The organism is Micromonospora sp. WMMD754 (assembly GCF_049315235.1).
GTDB classification, from domain to species: domain Bacteria; phylum Actinomycetota; class Actinomycetes; order Mycobacteriales; family Micromonosporaceae; genus Micromonospora; species Micromonospora sediminicola.
The window spans coordinates 3,825,714-3,844,193 of the sequence record NZ_CP186058.1 but is presented as its reverse complement, the minus strand read 5'-3'; the positions used below and the strand labels follow the sequence as shown (position 1 = coordinate 3,844,193).

Annotated in this window: 12 protein-coding genes; 9 read left to right on the top strand and 3 right to left on the bottom strand. The window is 75.3% G+C overall.

The features are described from left to right. The first annotated feature begins 48 nt into the window (after positions 1-48). The 3 genes from ACN27B_RS18605 (at position 49) to ACN27B_RS18595 (ending at position 4,273) form a co-directional block, all read left to right on the top strand. Positions 49-879 carry a universal stress protein gene (locus ACN27B_RS18605; protein WP_422741099.1) on the top strand — a complete coding sequence of 277 codons (831 nt, stop codon included), beginning with the start codon at positions 49-51 and terminating at the stop codon, positions 877-879. 128 nt (positions 880-1,007) lie between these two features. Beyond that, positions 1,008-3,410: a phosphoketolase family protein gene (locus ACN27B_RS18600; RefSeq protein WP_422741098.1), complete on the top strand. Its 2,403-nt coding sequence runs from the start codon at positions 1,008-1,010 to the stop codon at positions 3,408-3,410. Beyond that, positions 3,407-4,273: a universal stress protein gene (locus ACN27B_RS18595; RefSeq protein ID WP_422741097.1), complete on the top strand. Its 867-nt coding sequence runs from the start codon at positions 3,407-3,409 to the stop codon at positions 4,271-4,273. The genes ACN27B_RS18600 and ACN27B_RS18595 overlap by 4 nt, the downstream gene beginning before the upstream one ends. A gap of 200 nt (positions 4,274-4,473) precedes the next feature. On the opposite strand, the gene ACN27B_RS18590 is transcribed toward ACN27B_RS18595, so the two are convergent. Next, complete coding sequence (locus ACN27B_RS18590) at positions 4,474-6,822, bottom strand: heavy metal translocating P-type ATPase (protein WP_422741096.1); 2,349 nt, start codon at positions 6,820-6,822, stop codon at positions 4,474-4,476. A gap of 170 nt (positions 6,823-6,992) precedes the next feature. Here ACN27B_RS18590 and ACN27B_RS18585 point away from each other — a divergent pair, with 170 nt between their 5' ends. After that, positions 6,993-8,003: an Acg family FMN-binding oxidoreductase gene (locus tag ACN27B_RS18585; protein ID WP_422741095.1), complete on the top strand. Its 1,011-nt coding sequence runs from the start codon at positions 6,993-6,995 to the stop codon at positions 8,001-8,003. A 92-nt stretch (positions 8,004-8,095) separates the two neighbouring features. After that, positions 8,096-9,763, top strand: coding sequence for a GAF domain-containing sensor histidine kinase (locus ACN27B_RS18580; protein WP_172968009.1), 1,668 nt, complete (start codon positions 8,096-8,098; stop codon positions 9,761-9,763). A gap of 27 nt (positions 9,764-9,790) precedes the next feature. Here ACN27B_RS18580 and ACN27B_RS18575 read toward each other — a convergent pair whose 3' ends face one another. Then, positions 9,791-10,429, bottom strand: coding sequence for a response regulator (locus tag ACN27B_RS18575; RefSeq protein ID WP_091096280.1), 639 nt, complete (start codon positions 10,427-10,429; stop codon positions 9,791-9,793). 182 nt (positions 10,430-10,611) lie between these two features. On the opposite strand from ACN27B_RS18575, the gene ACN27B_RS18570 reads away from it, so the two are divergent. The 3 genes from ACN27B_RS18570 (at position 10,612) to ACN27B_RS18560 (ending at position 15,647) form a co-directional block, all read left to right on the top strand. Continuing rightward, entirely contained in the window at positions 10,612-11,586 is a 975-nt protein-coding gene (locus tag ACN27B_RS18570; RefSeq protein WP_091579194.1) for an Acg family FMN-binding oxidoreductase, read from the top strand. A gap of 56 nt (positions 11,587-11,642) precedes the next feature. Then, the gene (locus ACN27B_RS18565) at positions 11,643-14,579 is read left to right on the top strand and encodes a BTAD domain-containing putative transcriptional regulator (RefSeq protein WP_422741094.1); all 2,937 of its coding nucleotides are present in this window, start codon (positions 11,643-11,645) and stop codon (positions 14,577-14,579) included. 66 nt (positions 14,580-14,645) lie between these two features. Continuing rightward, the gene (locus ACN27B_RS18560; RefSeq protein WP_422741093.1) at positions 14,646-15,647 is read left to right on the top strand and encodes a hypothetical protein; all 1,002 of its coding nucleotides are present in this window, start codon (positions 14,646-14,648) and stop codon (positions 15,645-15,647) included. Positions 15,648-15,808: 161 nt separating this feature from the next. Here ACN27B_RS18560 and ACN27B_RS18555 read toward each other — a convergent pair whose 3' ends face one another. Next, positions 15,809-16,810, bottom strand: coding sequence for an NAD-dependent epimerase/dehydratase family protein (locus tag ACN27B_RS18555; protein WP_422741092.1), 1,002 nt, complete (start codon positions 16,808-16,810; stop codon positions 15,809-15,811). Between the two features lie 1,078 nt (positions 16,811-17,888). Here ACN27B_RS18555 and ACN27B_RS18550 point away from each other — a divergent pair. Then, entirely contained in the window at positions 17,889-18,443 is a 555-nt protein-coding gene (locus tag ACN27B_RS18550; RefSeq protein WP_422741091.1) for a hypothetical protein, read from the top strand. The last annotated feature ends 37 nt before the right edge of the window (positions 18,444-18,480 follow it).

Sequence of the window (18,480 nt, the reverse complement as noted above, 5' to 3'; positions counted from 1 at the left end):
GCCCCACGACTACGGTGGGGAAAAAGCGCGGTCGGGAGGTGAGCCGGGATGGCCGCACCGAGCCACGGCGCGGTGGTGGTCGGCGTCGGTCGGTCGGCGAAGGACCTGACCGTGGTCCGGACGGCCGCCGGCGAGGCCGCGGCCCACGACCGGCCGCTGCACCTGCTGCACGCGTTCAACTGGGCCGCGTCCACCGGACCGGCGCCGGCCGGCGGCACCCGCGTCGACGCGGAGAACCTGCTGGAGAAGGCCGGGCAGGTGGCCGCCGACGCCGCGCCGGACGTGCCGGTCAGCGGCGAGATCGTCGAGGGCTCGCCGGTCGAGGCGCTGCTGCGGGCCGCCGACGCCGCGTTCCTGGTGGCGCTCGGTGACGGCGGCATGGCCAGCTGCCCCACCTGCGTCCCGGCCGACGCCCCGGCGGTGGAACTGGCCTCCCGGGCCGGCTGCCCGGTGCTGGTCGGGCGCACCGAGGCGGCGCCGCCCGGGCCGCTGCTGGTCGGCTACGACGGCTCCCCCGGCTCGCGGGCCACACTCCGCTACGCCTTCGACTGCGCCGAACGCCGGGGGGCCCGGCTGCTCGCCGTCCGGGTGGTCGAGACGGACCGGCACGACGGCGACGACGGCCTGCTGGAGGAGGCGGTCAACCGGCACGCCGTACGGCATCCCCGGGTGGCCGCCGCCTGCCAGACCGTCCGCGGCGATCCGGGCGCGGTCCTGCTCGACCGGTCCCGGTCGGCGCAGCTCGCGGTGGTCGGCGCGCGCGGCGACGGGCCGGTACGGTCCACACTGGGCGCGGTCAGCCAGGCCCTGCTCTACCACTCGCCGGCCCCGCTGATCGTCGTGCGGGGCGTCGGCGACGACGCCGGGGACGGGCCATGACGCCCGCGCGAGGCGGGACCAACGGCCCTGACCGTCCACCCCGGCGGAGGGCCAGGCTGGACCCGCCGGGGACGACGATCCCGTCCCCGAGTGGCAGACGACCCCGAGCCACGAGAGGCCAACGCAGCATGGACACCGCTCTCGACCTGCACAGCCCCCTGACCGAAGACGAGCTGCGCCGGCTCGACGCCTACTGGCGGGCGGCCAACTACCTCACCGTCGGGCAGATCTACCTGCTCGACAACCCGCTGCTCCGCGAGCCGCTCAAGCCCGAGCACATCAAGCCGCGCCTGCTGGGCCACTGGGGCACCAGCCCCGGTCTCAACCTGCTCTACACGCACCTCAACCGGGTCATCGTCGACCGGGACCTGTCCGCCATCTTCGTCACCGGCCCCGGCCACGGCGGCCCCGCGCTGGTCGCCAACACCTGGCTGGAGGGCACCTACAGCGAGCTGTACCACCACATCCCCCGGGACGAGGCCGGCATGCAGCGGCTGTTCCGGCAGTTCTCGTTCCCCGGCGGCATCCCCAGCCACGTGGCGCCGGAGGTGCCGGGTTCGATCCACGAGGGCGGCGAGCTGGGATACGCGCTGAGCCACGCCTACGGCGCCGCGTTCGACAACCCGGACCTGCTGGTCGCCTGCGTGATCGGCGACGGCGAGGCGGAGACCGGCCCGCTCGCCGGCAGCTGGCTGTCCACCGTGTTCCTCAACCCGGCCCGGGACGGGGCGGTGCTGCCGATCCTGCACCTCAACGGCTACAAGATCGCCAACCCGACGGTGCTGGACCGGATCCCCACCGACGACCTGCTCGACCTGATGCGCGGCTACGGCCACCAGCCGTACGTGGTGGAGGGCGACGACCCGGTGGCGGTGCACCAGTTGCTCGCCGCGACGCTGGACCGGGCGGTCGACGAGATCGCCGAGATCCAGCGCCGGGCCCGCTCCGGCGGCGAGGTCGAGCGTCCCCGCTGGCCGATGATCGTGCTGCGGACGCCGAAGGGCTGGACCGGCCCGGCGGACGTCGACGGCAAGCAGGTCGAGGGCACGTTCCGTGCCCACCAGGTGCCGATCGCGGAGGTGCGCGACAACCCGGCGCACCTGGCCGAGCTGGAGCGCTGGCTGCGCAGCTACCGCCCGGAGGAGTTGTTCGACGCCACCGGCGGCCCGGTGGCCGAGCTGGCCGCGCTGCCCCCGACCGGTGACCGGCGGATGAGCGCCAATCCGGTGGCCAACGGCGGCAAGCTGCTGCGCGACCTGGACCTGCCCGACTTCCGGGACTACGCGGTCGAGGTGGAGGAGCCCGGCGGCACGGTGGCCGGGGCGGCCGGCGCGCTCGGCCCGTGGGTGCGCGACGTGATCGTCCGCAACCCGCAGACGTTCCGCCTGTTCGGCCCGGACGAGGTCGCCTCGAACCGGCTCGGCGCCGCGTTCGAGGTCACCGACCGCGCGTTCGTCGGCCGCCGGCTGCCCGGCGACGACCACCTCTCCCCCGACGGCCGGGTGATGGAGGTGCTCTCCGAGCATCTCTGCGAGGGTTGGCTGGAGGGCTACCTGCTGACCGGCCGGCACGGCCTCTTCACCAGCTACGAGGCGTTCATCCACATCGTCGACTCGATGGTGAACCAGCACGCCAAGTGGCTCAAGGTGACCCGCAAGATTCCCTGGCGGGAGCCGGTGGCCTCGCTGAACTACCTGCTCTCCAGCCACGTCTGGCGGCAGGACCACAACGGCTTCTCGCACCAGGACCCGGGCTTCATCGACCACGTCGTCAACAAGAAGGCCGAGGTCGTCCGGGTCTACCTGCCGCCGGACGCCAACACGCTGCTCTCCACCATGGACCACTGCCTGCGCAGCCGGCACTACATCAACGTGGTGGTGGCCGGGAAGCAGCCGGCGCCGAACTGGCTGACCATGGACGAGGCGGTCCAGCACTGCCGCCGCGGCCTGGGCATCTGGGACTGGGCCAGCACCGACGACGACGCCGAGCCGGACGTGGTGCTCGCCTGCGCCGGCGACGTGCCGACGCTGGAGACCCTCGCGGCGGCCGACCTGCTGCGCCGCCACCTGCCCGACCTGAAGGTCCGGGTGGTCAACGTGGTCGACCTGATGCGCCTGCAACCGCCGTCGGAGCACCCGCACGGGCTGCCGGACAACGAGTTCGACACCATCTTCACCCGCGAGCGGCCGGTCATCTTCGCCTACCACGGCTACCCGTGGCTGATCCACCGGCTCACCTACCGCCGGGCCAACCACGACAACCTGCACGTGCGCGGCTACAAGGAGGAGGGCACCACCACCACGCCGTTCGACATGGTGATGCTCAACGACCTGGACCGCTTCCACCTGGTCATCGACGTCATCGACCGGGTGCCCGGGCTGCGTTCGCGCGCCGCGCACCTGCGTCAGGAGATGGTGGACACCCGCCAGGCCTGCCGCGACTACACCCGCCGCTTCGGCGAGGACGACCCGCGGGTCGCCGAGTGGCGTTGGATCCGGGAGACCGATCCCGCGGTGCGGAGTGCCGAATGAGCGACGACGAGATCCTGGTCGGTTACGACGGGTCCACCGACGCGTCGGTGGCGCTGGACTGGGCGCTGGACGAGGCGGGCCGCTCCGGTCGGCCGGTGCGGCTGGCGTACGTCTTCGAGTGGTTGACCGTGGCCGGGTGGATCGGTCCGGGCGTGGCCCCCGGGGTGTGGCCGGACGAGACGGCCCGCCGGCAGGTCGAGGAGCTGGTCCGCAAGGCGGCGGCGGACGCCGCCGCCGAGCGGCCCGGCCTCACCGTGCACGGCGAGGTCTTCGACGGGCCGCCCGCGCTGGTGCTTCAGGAACGCTCCGCCGAGGCGGGGATGCTGGTGCTCGGCAGCCGGGGGCACGGCGGGTTCGGCGGGCTGCTCGCCGGCTCCACCGCGGTGTCGGTGACCGCGCACGCCCACTGCCCGGTGGTGGTGGTGCGCGACGGCCAGGCCGCCACGTCGGGGCCGGTGGTGGTCGGCTCGGACGGCTCCCCCTCGGCGCTGCGGGCGCTCGGCTTCGCCGTCGAGCGGGCCGCCCAGCGCGACGTGCCGCTGCGGGTGCTGCGGGCCTGGGAGCCGCCCGGCGACCGCTGGGTGCCGCCGGACTTCGACCCGCAGGAGACCGCCGCGACCGAACGCGCCGCCGCCGAGGCGGAGCTGGCGCCCTGGCGGGAGAGCTTCCCCGACGTGCCGGTGGAGATCGAGGCGGTGCCCGGCAGCGCGGCCGCGCTGCTGGTGGAGGCGAGCCGGTCGGCGCAGCTGGTGGTGGTCGGCAGCCGGGGCCGGGGCGGGCTGCGCGGCATGCTGCTCGGCTCGGTCAGTCAGCAGCTCATCCAGCACGCGCAGTGCCCGGTGGCGGTGGTCCGCGAGCCCTGATCCGCCGGTGCTCGGACCCGGGACGGTGCCCGTGGGCACCGTCCTCACCGTGCGTGCGGCCCGAGCGGGGGGATGGCCCTTCTCAGCGATATGACTGTGAGGCATGAATATGACCAGCAGTCATATCGCTCGCGGGGCGTGCCCTCTCCGCGCGGACGGCCGCGTGCCGGGACGGCCACGCCGCACCGCCGGGGTGACCGTCAGCGGTCGGGGGACGCCTCACCGTCGGACGGGTTGAGGGAGAAGTAGTCCTCCTCCTCCTGGGCCAGGTGCAGCCGCAGCACCGCGTCCAGGCCGTAGAGCGCGGCCAGCAGGTCGGTCACCTCCTCGCGGCGCAGCCGGCCGTCCGGCGACGCCGCGAGGTGCCCGCCGATCCGCTCCACCAGCCGGGCGATCTCGATGTGTGCGCGGCTCATCGTCGAGGTCGCCTCGTCGCTGCCCAGCGGCCCGGCCAGGGCCGGGTAGAGCTGCCGTTCCTCGGCCGTCTCGTGCGGCAGCACCTCGTCGACCAGGCGTCGGTGCACGTCCCGTAGCGCCGGCACGCACCCCGGGTCGTCCGGGCGGGTGGCGACCAGGTCGGCGGTGTCCCGCAGCCGGGCCAGCACGTCCCGGACGCCGCCGTGCTCGCCGGAGTACCGGTCGAGCAGTTCCCGGGTGTGCGGGGGGACCTCGCGCCGCCGCAGGCCGCCACCGAGAGCGCGCAGCGCGTTGAGGATCACCAGCACGTCGATGCCCTCCTGGAGGAACGCGCCGGCGACCGGGGGCAACCGGCCGGCGGCGGCCACCAGCATGGCCAGCACGGCCAACCCCATCCCGACGGTGGCGCTCTGCACCGCGATGCGGCGGGCGTACCGGGCGATCTCCACGGCGTCGGCGAGCCGGTCCAGCCGGTCCACGGTGAGCACCGCGTCGGCCACGTCGGCGGAGGCGGTGGCCCCGGTCGCGCCCATCGCCACCCCGACGTGCGCCTCGGCCAGCGCCGGGGCGTCGTTCACGCCGTCGCCGACCATCACGGTCACCGCCCGGGCGGACTCCTCGCGTACCCGTTGGGCCTTCTCCCCCGGCGAGCAGCGCGCGATCACGTCGTCGACGCCCACGACCTGCGCCACCTGGGCCGCGGTGCGCGGCCGGTCGCCGGTCACCATGACCAGCCGGCTCAGCCCCGCCTCGCGCAGCCGCCGCACGGTCCGCCGGGCGTCCGGGCGGACCGGGTCCTCCAGCAGGATCGCGCCGAGCGGACCGTGCTCGTCACTGACCCAGACGGTGGACAGGCCGGCCCGCTCGGCCCGCTCCCGGGCCCGGTCCGCCCACTCCGGCGGCTCGCCGGCGAGCTGGCCCACCCGGACCAGGCGGCCGTCGACGTGCCCGGTCACCCCGCGCCCCGGTTCCTCGGTCACCCCGGTCGGCTCGGCCAGCGGCAACCCCCGCTCGCGGGCCTGCCGCACCAGCGCGGCGGCCAGCACGTGCGGGGAGAGCTGCTCGACCGAGGCGGCCAGCCGCAGCACCTCGTCCCGGTCGCCGCCGGGCGCCACCACCGTCTCCGCGGCCCGGGGCCGCCCCGCGGTCAGCGTGCCGGTCTTGTCCAGCAGCAGGGTGCGGGCACGACCGAGCTGCTCCAGCGAGCCGCCGTCGCGCACCAGCACGCCCCGGCGGGCCACCCGGGACAGCCCGGAGACCACCGCGATCGGGGTGGCCAGCAGCAGGGGGCACGGGGTGGCCACCACCAGCACCGCCACCGCCCGGACGAACTCGCCGGAGAGCAGCCACGCCGCGCCGGCCAGCAGCAGGGTGAACGGAACGAACGCCGCCGCGTACCGGTCGGCGAGGCGCACCATCGGAGCCTTGCGGGCGGTCGCCTCACCGGCCAGGCGGACGATGCCGGCGTACGTGCTCTCCGCCGCGTTCCGACGGGCCCGCAGCCCGAAGCCGGCGCCCGCGTTGACCACGCCGCTGGCCACCTGCTCGCCCGCCGCCCGCCCGACCAGCCGCGACTCGCCGGTCACCACGGACTCGTCGAGCGTGGCGGGCTCCTCCACGGTGCCGTCCACCGGCACCACGTCGCCGGGGCCGACCACCAGGCGGTCACCGGCCCGTACCGCGTCCAGCGGGACCACCTCGATCCCGCCGTCGGCGGTGCGGCGGCGGGCCTGCCGGGGCGCGCGTTCCAGCAGCGCCCGCAGGTCGCGGGTGGCCCGGCGCCGGGCGTACTCCTCCAGCGCCTGCCCGGTGGCGACCATGACGGCGATCACCGCGCCGGCCAGGTACTCCCGCACCAGCAACGCGCCCAGCAGCGCCAGCACGGCGATGACGTCGACGCCGAACTGCCGGCGCCACAGCTGCCGCAGCGTGGTCCAGACGGCCGGCACCAGGGCGACCACGGTGACCGCCGCCCACACCAGCCGGGCCGCGCCGGGCGCCCCGGCGAACCAGAGCGCGACCCCGGCCAGCACGGCCAGGGTCAGCAGGGCCAGCGGGGCCCACTGCACCCAGGCCCGCCGCCGGGCCCGGGCCGGCCGTTCGGGTACGCACTCGGGCGCTTCGGTCCCCACGTGCCGATCGTCTCAGCGTCGGCGCGGGCCAGGTAGGGCGAACCGGGCGATCCGACAGGTCGAAGGGCCCCGTGCGGGCCGGCCGGGCATGACCGAGGATGGAGCGGGCAACCCCACCCGGGCGTCCCGGGTGTCAGGCACGATGGGGAGAGACAGGAAAGGTCGTGACGATGAGCCACGAGACGCCGGCTACCGATCGCCCGCTGACCACCGCGCTCGCGGAGGCCGCCGGAATGGCCGGCCACGCCCCCTCGGTGCACAACACGCAGCCGTGGCACTGGACGGTCCTGCCCGACGCGCTGGAGTTGCGGGTGGTCCGGGAACGGCACCTCAGCGCCATGGACCCGGAGGGCCGCCTGCTGGTGGTCAGCTGCGGCGCGGCGCTGCACCACGCCCGGACGGCGCTGGCCGCCGAGGGCTGGACCCCGGTGGTGGAGCGGCTGCCCGACCCGAACCAGCCCGACCTGCTGGCCCGGATCACCGGGCTGCGGCACACCGGCGCCGACCCCGACGCCATGCACCTCGTGCAGTGCATGCGGGTGCGGCACACCGACCGGCGGCCGGTCAGCGACGAGCCGATCCCCACCGCCGCACTCGGCGACATCGACCGGGCCGCCACCGCCGAGGGCGTCAACCTGCAACTCCTCGACGACATGCAGAAGATCGAGCTGGCCGGCGCCGCCCAGCAGGCCGCCGCCGTCGAGGCGGACAGCCCGGAGCTGCGCGAGGAGCTGGCCTACTGGGTCAACCGGGCCGGCACCGGCACCGGGCTGCCGCCGGAGGTGCTGCCCGACCAGCCGGCGCAGACCACCGTGCCGGGCCGCGACTTCGGCCACCCCGGATCGCTGCCGATCGGCCCCGGCCACGACAAGGCCGCCGTCTACGCCATCCTCTGGGGCGCCGAGGACGAGCCGCTGAGCTGGTTGCGCGCCGGCGAGGCGCTCTCCGCCGCCTGGCTGGCCGCCACCCGCCACGGGGTGTCCCTGGTGCCGCTGTCCGGCGTGGTGGAGGTCGACGGCACCCGCGAGGTGCTCCGGCAGATGCTGGCCGGGCTCGGCTTCCCCTACCTGAGCATGCGGCTCGGCGTGGCCGACCCGACGCACGCCGGCCCGCCGCACACCCCGCGCCTGGAGGCCGCGCAGACCGTCGACACCTCGGCGGTACGCGACCAGCTGTCCTGACGGGCTCGTCGGCGTACGTCACCGGGCGATAGCATCGCCCGGTGACCGCCGCACCGAACCCCCGGCACGAGCACGTCACGCCGTCGCTCGGGCTGACTCCGCTGTCCCGGGTCCGCCTCGACGAGCTGCTCCAGGAGATGCTCGACCGCGTCGGCGAGGTGGTGACCAGCCGGGAACGCCTGCGTGCGCTGCTCGACGCGGTGGTGGGCATCGGCTCCGACCTCGACCTGCGCAGCACCCTGCAACGGATCGTGCAGTCCGCGTGCGACCTGGCCGGCGCCCGCTACGGCGCGCTCGGGGTGATCGGCCCCGACCGGATGCTGCACGACTTCATCGTCCACGGGATCAGCCCCGAGCTGCACGCGAAGATCGGCGAGCTGCCGCACGGCCGGGGCGTGCTGGGCCTGCTCATCGACCACCCGAAGCCGGTGCGCATGCCGGACATCACCCAGCACCCGAACTCGTACGGCTTCCCCCCGCACCACCCGCCGATGCACAGCTTCCTCGGCGTCCCGGTGCGCATCCGCGACCACGTCTGGGGCAACCTCTACCTGGCCGAGAAGCAGGGCGCCGCCGAGTTCACCGACGACGACGAGGAGATCGTGGTCGCGCTCGCCGCCGCGGCGGGCGTGGCGATCGAGAACGCCCGCCTCTACGCGCTGGCGCACCGCCGCGAACGCTGGCTCGCCGCCGCCGCCGAGATCACCTCGGTGCTGCTCGGCGAGGTGCGCCGCACCGACGCGCTGACGCTGGTCGCCCGCCGGGCCCGCGAGGTCGCCGAGGCCGAGCTGGCCCTGGTGCTGCTCTACGACGAGGACGAGGCGCAGTTCACCGTCGAGGTGGTCGACGGCACCGACCCGGTCGCCCGGGAGTTGGTCGGCACGGTGCTGCCGGCCGACGAGACCAGCTTCGCCGGGGCGGTCACCGAGGGCCGGCACGAGCAGGTCGACGACCTGGCCGCCGCGGCGCCCTGGCCCCGGCCGGTGATCGCCGGCCCGGCGGTGGTGTCCCCGCTGGCCGCCGCCGACACGCTGCACGGCGTGCTGGTGATCGCCCACCGGCCCGACCACGGCCCGGCCGCCGACGACGACCTCGCCCTGCTGGCCAGCTTCGCCGGGCAGGCCGCGCTGGCCATGGAACGGGCCCGCGGGCAGGAGGAACGGGAACTGCTGGTGGTCCTGGAGGACCGCGAGCGGATCGCCCGCGACCTGCACGACGTGGTCATCCAGCGGCTGTTCGCCACCGGCCTGCAACTGCAGAGCGGGGCGATGAACGCCCGCCCCGAGGCGGCCAAGCGGATCAACCAGGCGGTCGACGACCTGGACGCCACCATCCGCGACATCCGCCGCACCATCTTCGAGCTGCGCACCCCGATGAGCGCGGCGCTGCGCACCGAGATCCGCGAGGCGATCGAGGTGGCCGCCGAGTCGCTGGGGTGGCGACCCGAGCTGGAGCTGGTCGGCCCGATCGACAGCGCCGTCCCGGACGAGCTGCGCCCCGAACTCACCGCCGTGCTGCGCGAGGCGCTGTCCAACGCCGTCCGCCACGCGCACGCCGACCGGGTGGCGGTGCGGGTGGCGGTGGACGCCGGCCGGGTCGACGTCACGGTCACCGACGACGGGGTCGGCTGCGACCCGGAGGCGGCCCGCAGCGGCCTGGTCAACCTGCGGGAGCGGGCCGAGCGGCTGGGCGGGGAGTTCACGCTGCGCCGGGCGGAGCCGCACGGCACCGAGCTGCGCTGGGGCGTCCCGCTGGACTGACCGGGGCGTCCCGCCGGTTGACCGCGGTCAGTGGGTCTTGCCGAGCAGCCGGGTGGCCAGCACCGCCGCCTGGGTGCGCCGCTCCAGACCCAGCTTCGCCAGCACGCTGGAGACGTAGTTCTTCACCGTCTTCTCGGCCAGGAACATCTTGCCGGCGATCTCCCGGTTGGTGAGCCCTTCCGCCACGTACTCCAGGATCCGGCGCTCCTGCTCGGTGAGCGACTTCAGCTCCCGCGGCTGCTCCACGCCGCTGCGGATGCGCTCCAGCACCCGGGTGGTGATCGCCGGGTCGAGCAGCGACTGTCCGGCCGCCACCCGGCGGACGGCGTCCACCAGGTCGGTGCCGCGGATCTGCTTGAGCACGTAGCCGGCGGCACCGGCCATGATCGCCGCGAACAGCGCCTCGTCGTCCTCGTACGAGGTGAGGATCAGCCCCTTGATCGACGAGTCGACGGCCCGTACGTCCCGGCAGACGTCGATGCCGTTGCCGTCGGGCAGCCGGGCGTCGAGGATCGCCACGTCGGGGCGGAGCGCGGGGATGCGCCGCGCCGCCTCCTGGGCGAGGCCGGACTCGCCGACCACCTCGATGTCGCCGCTGCTCTGCAGCAGGTCGGCAAGGCCACGACGGACGACCTCGTGGTCGTCGAGCAGGAACACCCGGATCATCCGTCCTTTCTACCGGCTCCCCCGCACCCGCGCATGGGTCGAAGGTCCCGACGTCCCGCGTCGCCGGGCCGGTCGGACCTCCTCAGGTGGGGACCTCCGGCCCTGCTCACGGCCCACGGCGGTGACGCACCGTGGGGGTGGACCGACCGGCCGGCCGGGCACCGCACGGAGGGAGCACGACCATGACGACCGGATACACCGTCCCGCAGCTGCGGGCCGCGGTCGCCGACGCGGTACGCGCGCCGTCGCTGCACAACACCCAGCCGTGGCGGTTCCGGCTGCACGACGGCGGCATCGAGGTCGCGGTCGACCCGCTGCGCGGGCTGCCGGCCACCGACCCCAGCGGCTGGGGCGCGCGGATCGCCTGCGGGGCGGCCCTGTTCAACCTGCGGCTGGCGCTCGCCGTGGCGGGCACCCCGGCCACGGTCCGGCTGCGCCCGTACCCGGCCGACCCGGACGTGGTGGCCCGGCTGGTGCCCGACGTGCCGCGCCGGCCCACCCCGACCGAGCAGAGCCTGTACGCGGCGATCGGCCGCCGGTTCAGCAACCGGGCCCCGTTCTGGCCCGACCCGGTGCCGGCCGAGGCCCGCTGGCGTCTCGGCGAGGCGGCCCGGGCCGAGCAGTGCTGGCTGGAACTGGTCATCGGCACCAGCGCGGTCAACGCGCTGGCCGAGGTGGCCCGCAGCGCGCACCGGGTGCTGGAGCGCGACCCGGCGTACGTGGCCGAGCGGGTGGAGTGGATCCGCTCGGAGCCCTCGCCCGACGGGGTGCCCGCCGTGGCCGGCGGGCCGCAGAGCGAGCCGCAGGACCTGCTGCCGCAACGCGGATTCGGCGGCCGCAACCGCGCCCCGGGCCGGGACTTCGAGCCGGAGCCGCTGGTCGCCGTGCTCGGCACCGCCGGCAACACCGCCACCGACCAGGTCGTCGCCGGGCAGGCGTTGCAGCGGGTGCTGCTCACCGCCACCGACGCCGGGCTCAGCGCCTCGATGCTCTCCCAGCCGATCGAGGTCCCGGCGGCGCGGGAGGCGCTGCGGCTGTCCCTGGGCCGCTTCGGCACCCCGCAGATGGTGATGCGGGTCGGGTACGGACAGCCGGGCCGCGCCACCCCGCGCCGCCCGGTCGAGGAGGTGCTCGACCTGCCGGTCGTGCCGGCCTGACCCGCGCCACCCGACCGCAGCGACAGCGGTCGATCCGGTGGTACGGTGACGCCGGCATGGTCAGTTATCGGATCCTGGGCCCGCTCGAGGTGACCCGGGCCGGGCAGCCGGTCCCGCTGCGCAGCCCCCGACAGCGGACGGTCCTGGCCGTCCTGCTGGTGCACGCCGGCCGCGTCGCCTCGCTGGACGTGCTGCTCGCCGCGCTCTGGGGCGACGACCCGCCGGAGACCGCCGTCGGCCAGGTGCAGACGCTCATCTGGCGGTTACGCGGCGCGCTCGGCGACGCCATCGACACCCGACCCGGCGGCTACCGACTCACCGTCGCCCCCGGCGACCTCGACGCGACCGTGTTCACCGCCACCGCCGCCGAGGCCGCCGCGCTGGCCGCCGCCGGGCAACCGGCCGAAGCGTCCCGCCGCTACGGCGACGCGCTCGACGCCTGGCGCGGGCCGGTGCTGGCCGACGTGCGACTGCCCGCCCACCCGGGGGTCGCGGGCTTCCACGCCGCCGTGGCCGAGCTGACCGAGCAGCGACTCGCCGTCGAGCGGGACCGGATCGACGTCGAGTTCGGCCTCGGCCGGCACGTCGAGCTGATCCCCCGGCTGCACCGCATGGTGCGCGACGAACCACTCCGGGAGGAGCTGCGGGAACGACTGATGCGGGCGCTGCACCGGGCCGGCCGGCGGGCCGAGGCGCTGGAGGTCTACCGGCAGGGTCGCGCCGCCGGTGTCGCCGCCCTGGGCCTGGAACCCGGCCCGTCGTTGCGGGCGCTGCACGGGCGCATCCTCGACGGGGACCCGCTGCCCGACGACGCCGGCCCGCCCCCACCCCCCGCCGCCCAGCTGCCGATGGACGCTCCCGACTTCGTCGACCGGGGCGAGGTGGCCGCCGGCCTGGTGGCCCGGCTGACCGCCGAGCCGGGCACCGCGCCGCGGGTCGTCGCCGTGTCCGGCGTCGCCGGCGGCGGCAAGACCACCCTCGCCGTCCACGTGGGACACCGGGCCCGGGCGGCCTTCCCCGACGGGCAGCTCTTCGTCGACCTGCGTGGCGGCGGCGAGCCTCTCGACCCGGGCGCGGTGCTCGGCCGGTTTCTCCAGGCGCTCGGCGAGGAACCCCGCGCCGTGCCCGCCGGCACGGACGACCGGGCCGCGCTGTTCCGCGCCCGCACCGCCGGGCGACGACTGCTGGTGGTGCTGGACAACGCGGCCGGCGAGAACCAGGTCCGCCCCCTGCTGCCCGCCGAACCGGCCTGCGCGGTGCTGATCACCGCACGCCGCCGGCTCACCGCCCTGCCCGGCGCCGTCCACGTCGACCTGGGCATCTTCACCCCCGAACAGGCCGTGGACCTGCTCCGGCACGCCCTCGGCCCGGCCCGGGTGGCCGCCGAGCACGCCGACTGCCTGCGCGTCGCCGAACGCTGCGGCCACCTGCCGCTGGCCATCCGCATCGCCGCCGCCCGGCTCGCCGCCCGCCCGCACTGGCCGGTACGGCGGCTCGCCGAGCAGCTCGCCGACGAACGCGCCCGGCTGGACGTGCTGCGCACCGGCGACCTGGCCGTCCGGTCCAGCCTGGCCACCAGCTACCAGGAGCTGACCGCCGAGGAACGCCGGCTGCTGCGCCTGCTCGGCGCGGTCAACCTGCCCCGGGTGCCACCGTGGGCCGCCGCCGCCCTGCTCGACCTGCCGCCGGCCGCCGCCGAGGAACTCACCGAACGGCTGGTCGAGGCGCGGCTGGTCGACGTCGACCCGACCGGCTACCGGCTGCACGACCTGGTCCGGGCGTACGCCGGGGAACTCGGCGCCGTGGAGGAGCCGGCCGAGGTTCGGCGGGCGGCGCTGGGCCGCCTGGTCGGCGGCTGGCTCACGCTGACCGACGAGGCGTACCGGCGTACCCCTGGCGGTTTCCGGCGCGGCGCGGCCGGCACCGCCCCGCGCTGGTCCGGATGGACGCCGGCCGGCCTGGAGGTGTTGCTCGCCGACCCGGTGGCCTGGTTCGAGGCGGCGCGCGGCCACCTCACCGGCGCGGTCCGCCGGGCCGCGTCCGCCGGGCTCGACGAGGCCGCCTGGAACCTGGCGAACACCCTCGGCCGCTTCCACGAACTGCGGGAGCACCTGGACGACTGGGACGTCACCACCCGCCTGGCCCTCGACGCGTGCGAGGCCGCCGGCAACGAGACCGGACGGGCCTGGCTGCTCCGCGCCCGCGGCGAGCGACATCTCAACCTGGACCGGCTGGACGACGCGCTGGACTGCCTCGACGCGGCGCTGGCCGGCTTCGAACGGCTCGACGAACGGGCCGGGCAGGCGTTGGCGCTCCGCGCCGCCGGCACCGCGCACCGGCTGCGTCACGACGACGCGGCGGCGATGACCGCGCTGGGCCGGGCCGAGACGGTCACCGTCGAGCTGGGCGACCTGACCGGGCAGGCGCAGGTCCTGTTCGGACTCGGTGCCGCGCACCGGGTGGCCGGGCGCGCCGGCGCGGCCGAGAGCGCCTTCCGTGCCGCGCTGGGCCTGTTCCGCCGGCTCGACGACCGGTTCGGTGAGGCGTACACCTCCACCAGCCTGGCCCTGGTCCTGGGTCGCGACGGCGCGGACGCGGACGCGGCCCGCCTGCTGCGCCGGGCGCTGGCGCTCTGCCGGGAGCTGGGCTACCGGCGGGGCGCGGCCATCTCCCTGGGCCACCTCGGCGACCTGCACCTGCGCACCGGCGAGTACGACCGCGCGGTGACCGAGCTGACCGAGGCGGTCGCGGGCAGCCGGGAGGTCGGCGACGGCATCGGCGAGCTGATCGCGCTGCGCCGCCTCGGGGCGGCCCACCTCGCCCTGGGCCGGCTTCCGGCGGCCCGGTCGGCGCTGCACGGCTGCCTGGCCCTGTGCCGCGAGCACGGCGAGGACCAGGAACGCGAGCGGGCGCTGCGGCTGCTCGGTGAGGCCGGGGCCCGAACCGGGGAGGGCGAGGCGGAGCGGAGCGCGAGCGCGGTGAGAGCGGGGTGAGAGGACCAGGCGGCCGGCGGACGGCACGGTGAGGGCCGAACCGCATCGGACCAGGGGAGGCTCCCGATGACCGACCGCATCACCACAGCACCGGCCGACGCGACCGGGATGTCCCGTCGTCGGTTCCTCGGCGGCGTCGGGGCGTCCGCCGCCGCGCTGGGCGCCGGCGGCGTGCTCGGCGCCGCCACGCCGGCGTCCGCCGCCTACTACATGAAGTGGGGCGCGGTGGTCTCGCCGGGCAGCGCGACCAACAACATCGACTTCGCCCGCAAGGTGGACCTGCTGCGCCGGATGCGCCCCCAGACCGCCCGGATCTCGATGTTCTGGGGCGACCCGAACCGCCGCCAGTTCAGCGACGGGCAGCTCGACGCGCTGCGGGGCACCGGCCTCACCGAAATGATCATCCAGTCCTCGGAGGATCCCGACCCGGGCCTGGCGCGCCGCCAGTTGGACCTGCTGCTGCCCTACGTGGACGCGCACCCGGACACGCTCTTCGTCTGGGAGATCGGCAACGAGCCGGACTGGCACCAGCCCGACAACCCGTGGCTGGCCCGGTGGAACCGGCTGGCGACCATCCGCGACAACAAGCCGGCCCAGGACCGGGGCAACCTGCTCTGGGCGATCAACATGCCGGCCGGGCGCTGGAACGGCGACGGCTCCGGGTTCACCTTCGGCAGTTCCGGACGCTGGTTCGACGCGTTCGTCCGGGACACCGGCGACGGGCTGGGCGCGCTGCTCACCGGCCCGTACCGCCCGGACGTGGCCACCGTGCACTGCTACAGCTCCAGCTATCTGACCCGGGGCGCGGACGGCGGCGGCGAACGCAACCCGTACAAGATGATCGACTACGTCCGGGGTTGGAACCCGGGCATCAGCATGAAGATCACCGAGGCGGGCATCGACGGGGCGAAGTCCGACCGCGGCTACCGCTACGTCAACTTCGGCTCGTCCGTGGCGAACGAGACGTCCGGGCAGGTGGACAGCGTCTGCTTCTACGGCCTGCCCCCGGCCGAACGGGAGTACGGCATCTGGGAGGCCGAGGCCAACCAGGTCGGCACCCACCCCTAGCGCCCGTGTCACGGGCCCGCCGCAGACCGGCCGGCGCCGATGACACGGACCCCGGGGCGCGCCGCCGGGTGCGACGGCGGCGTGCGGGGAAGCGGCGGGGCCGCCGGGACCCGGCCCCGCCGCACCCGGCCCCTCGACCCGGGGTGACCGGCAGGTGCGCGTCAGACCGCCGGGGTGGCCAGCAGCGCCGCCTCCCGCTCGGGAGCCAGACCCACCGGCGCGCGCGCCGGCCGACCCGCCCGGGCCGGGACCCGGCCGACCTCGCGCAGCCACCGCCAGGTGTCGGCGACGGTCTCGGTGACCGGCCGGCAGACCAGACCCGCCGCGTACGCCCGCTCGACGTCGCGCTCCTGCAACCAGCGGTACTCGTGCCCGCGCGGTACCCAGATCGGCAGGTCGTTCCACGGCTCCACGCCCGCCGCCAGGATCGGCTCCGGCCGCGTCCAGCGCAGCGTCGCGCCCGACCCGGTCACCGCCACCGCCGCGTCGAGCAGCTCACCCATCGTCGCGTGCCCGGTGCGACCGACCACGTTGTACGCCCCGCCGACGCCCTCGACCCCCCGATCCAGCATCCACACCGCCAGGTCGCGGACGTCGACGTACTGCACCGGGAGGTCCCGCGGCCCCGGTGCCAGCACGTCGCCGCCCCACGCCACCCGGTGCAGCCACCACGGCAGCCGTCCGATGTCCTCCCCCGGGCCGAGGATCAGGCCGGCCCGCACCAGCAGCGCCCGGTCCCCGAACACCCGCACCGCGGCCCGCTCCCCGCCGGCCTTGTTATGCGGGTAGTCGCCGTCGTCCGCGTCCGGCTCGGCCGCCACGGTCGACGCCTCCTCACCGGTGCCCAGTCCCACCGGCGGCGCGTACACCGAGCCGCTGGAGACGTAGACGTAGTGCGGCACCGCCCCGACCAGGGCCCGCGCCGCGTCCCCGACCGCCCGGGGCGCACCGTCCCAGGTGTCCACCACCAGGTCCCACTCGCCGCCGGCGAGCGCGGCCAGACCGTCCGGCGCGGTGCGGTCACCCCGCAACCGGTGCACGCCGGCCGGCACGTCCCCGTGGATCCCCCGGTTGAACACGGTCACCGACCAGCCCCGGCGCACCGCCTCGGCCACCACCGCTCCACCGACGAATCCCGTACCACCCAGCATCAGCAGTCGCATGCGTCCCAGCCTGCCCGCCGGTCCCCCGTTCCGGACAGCGCGTCTGCCAACGGCAGAACAGGAGATCACGCCCTCCACCCACGCCCACCGGACGGTGACCTTGCCCGGTCCGGGCGGCGTGCATCCCGGGGGCCTGCGGCACCGGCACCTGCCGGCCGTCCGCCCGGGACGTCTCCGCACACGTCTGCGCCCCCTTCCCTCCCACCGCCCGGCGAGGGCGGGACGCCACATCCCCGCCCCGCCGAGATCTTGGAAGGAAACGGCCCCCAGAGGGGCCCCGAACTTCCAAGATCTCCCGCAGAAACGGACACCCGCACACAAGTCAGCGCCCGTGGGCACGGATGGGCCGCCAGGTCGGGGAGGTAGAGGGGTCGGTGGGGCCGTGATGCCGCCACCTCCCCGCGATGGAGTCGATCAACCCAAGCATGAGGATCGGAAAGGGTGCGTCGGTCAGGAGACGGCGCCGGTGGAAAGGAGTGGGTGTCTCCCGGGCCGGGACACACCACGTGGCGTTCCACTAACGGGGTTGGCGGGCGGTGGGTGGCACGTGGTGGGTGTCTGCGGAGCCGGGACACACCCATGCTGTTCCACTCGTGAGGTTGGCGTGCGATGGGTGGAACGTCATGGGTGTCTGCGGGGGCGGGATGGACCCATGGGGTTCCACCGACGGGCTCGGCGGGCGGTGGGTGGAACGTCATGGGTGTCTGCGGGGTCCGGATGCACCCGTGATCTTCCACCCGCGCGGCCCGGGTGGGGTGGGGTGTCCGGTTCGGTGGTGGTGGGCGGCACCCCGGCGGCGGAATCGACGGCGGGTCGGCGGCGTTGTAGACGGGTGAACGACCGAGCAGGCGACCCCCGAGCCGCCCTGCCCCCGGCGGGGAATGACGGCGGGCCGCCGGTCGTTACACATCATCCCGGCGCCGCGACGAGGCCCCCGCCCCGCGAGCCAGCCGGACACCCCGGCCCCCGTGAGCAGGCCCCCCGGCCCCGCGAGCGTGCCGGACCCCCCCAAGACTTTTTCGAGCGCCTGACGGTGCCCACACCCCCCGGTGTGTTGACCCCCGAATGGAGCCCGCTGATGAACACGATCCTGCGTAAGAGCATCCTTGGTATCGCTGGTCTGGCCTTCACCGGTGGTGTGTTCGCCGGTCCGGTCGCCGCCCACGCCGACACCGCCCATGCCGCCGCCGGTAAGCCCGTCGTGGCTGTCGCGAGCGTGCAGGGTGAGCAGTCGACCATCAAGCTGAACGACGAGCAGCTGGCCAACGCGAAGGCGATCATCGCCGCGACGAAGAAGGCCGGTCTGCCGGAGTGGGCCGCGGTCATCTCGATCGCCACCGCACTGCAGGAGTCGAAGCTGGAGAACCTCGGGCACCTCGGCGACAAGAATGACCACGACTCGCTGGGCCTGTTCCAGCAGCGCCCGTCCTCGGGTTGGGGCACGCCGGAGCAGATCACCGACCCCGAGTACTCGACCCTGGCGTTCCTCAAGGGCCTGAAGCAGGTCGACGGTTGGGAGAAGATGCCGCTGACCGAGGCTGCGCAGACCGTCCAGGTCTCCGCCTACCCCGACGCGTACGCGCAGTGGGAGAAGCAGGCCACCGACATCGTGGCCCAGCACTGGACCAAGTAAGACCAAGGCGAAAGGCCGGCACCCCGAACCCGGGGTG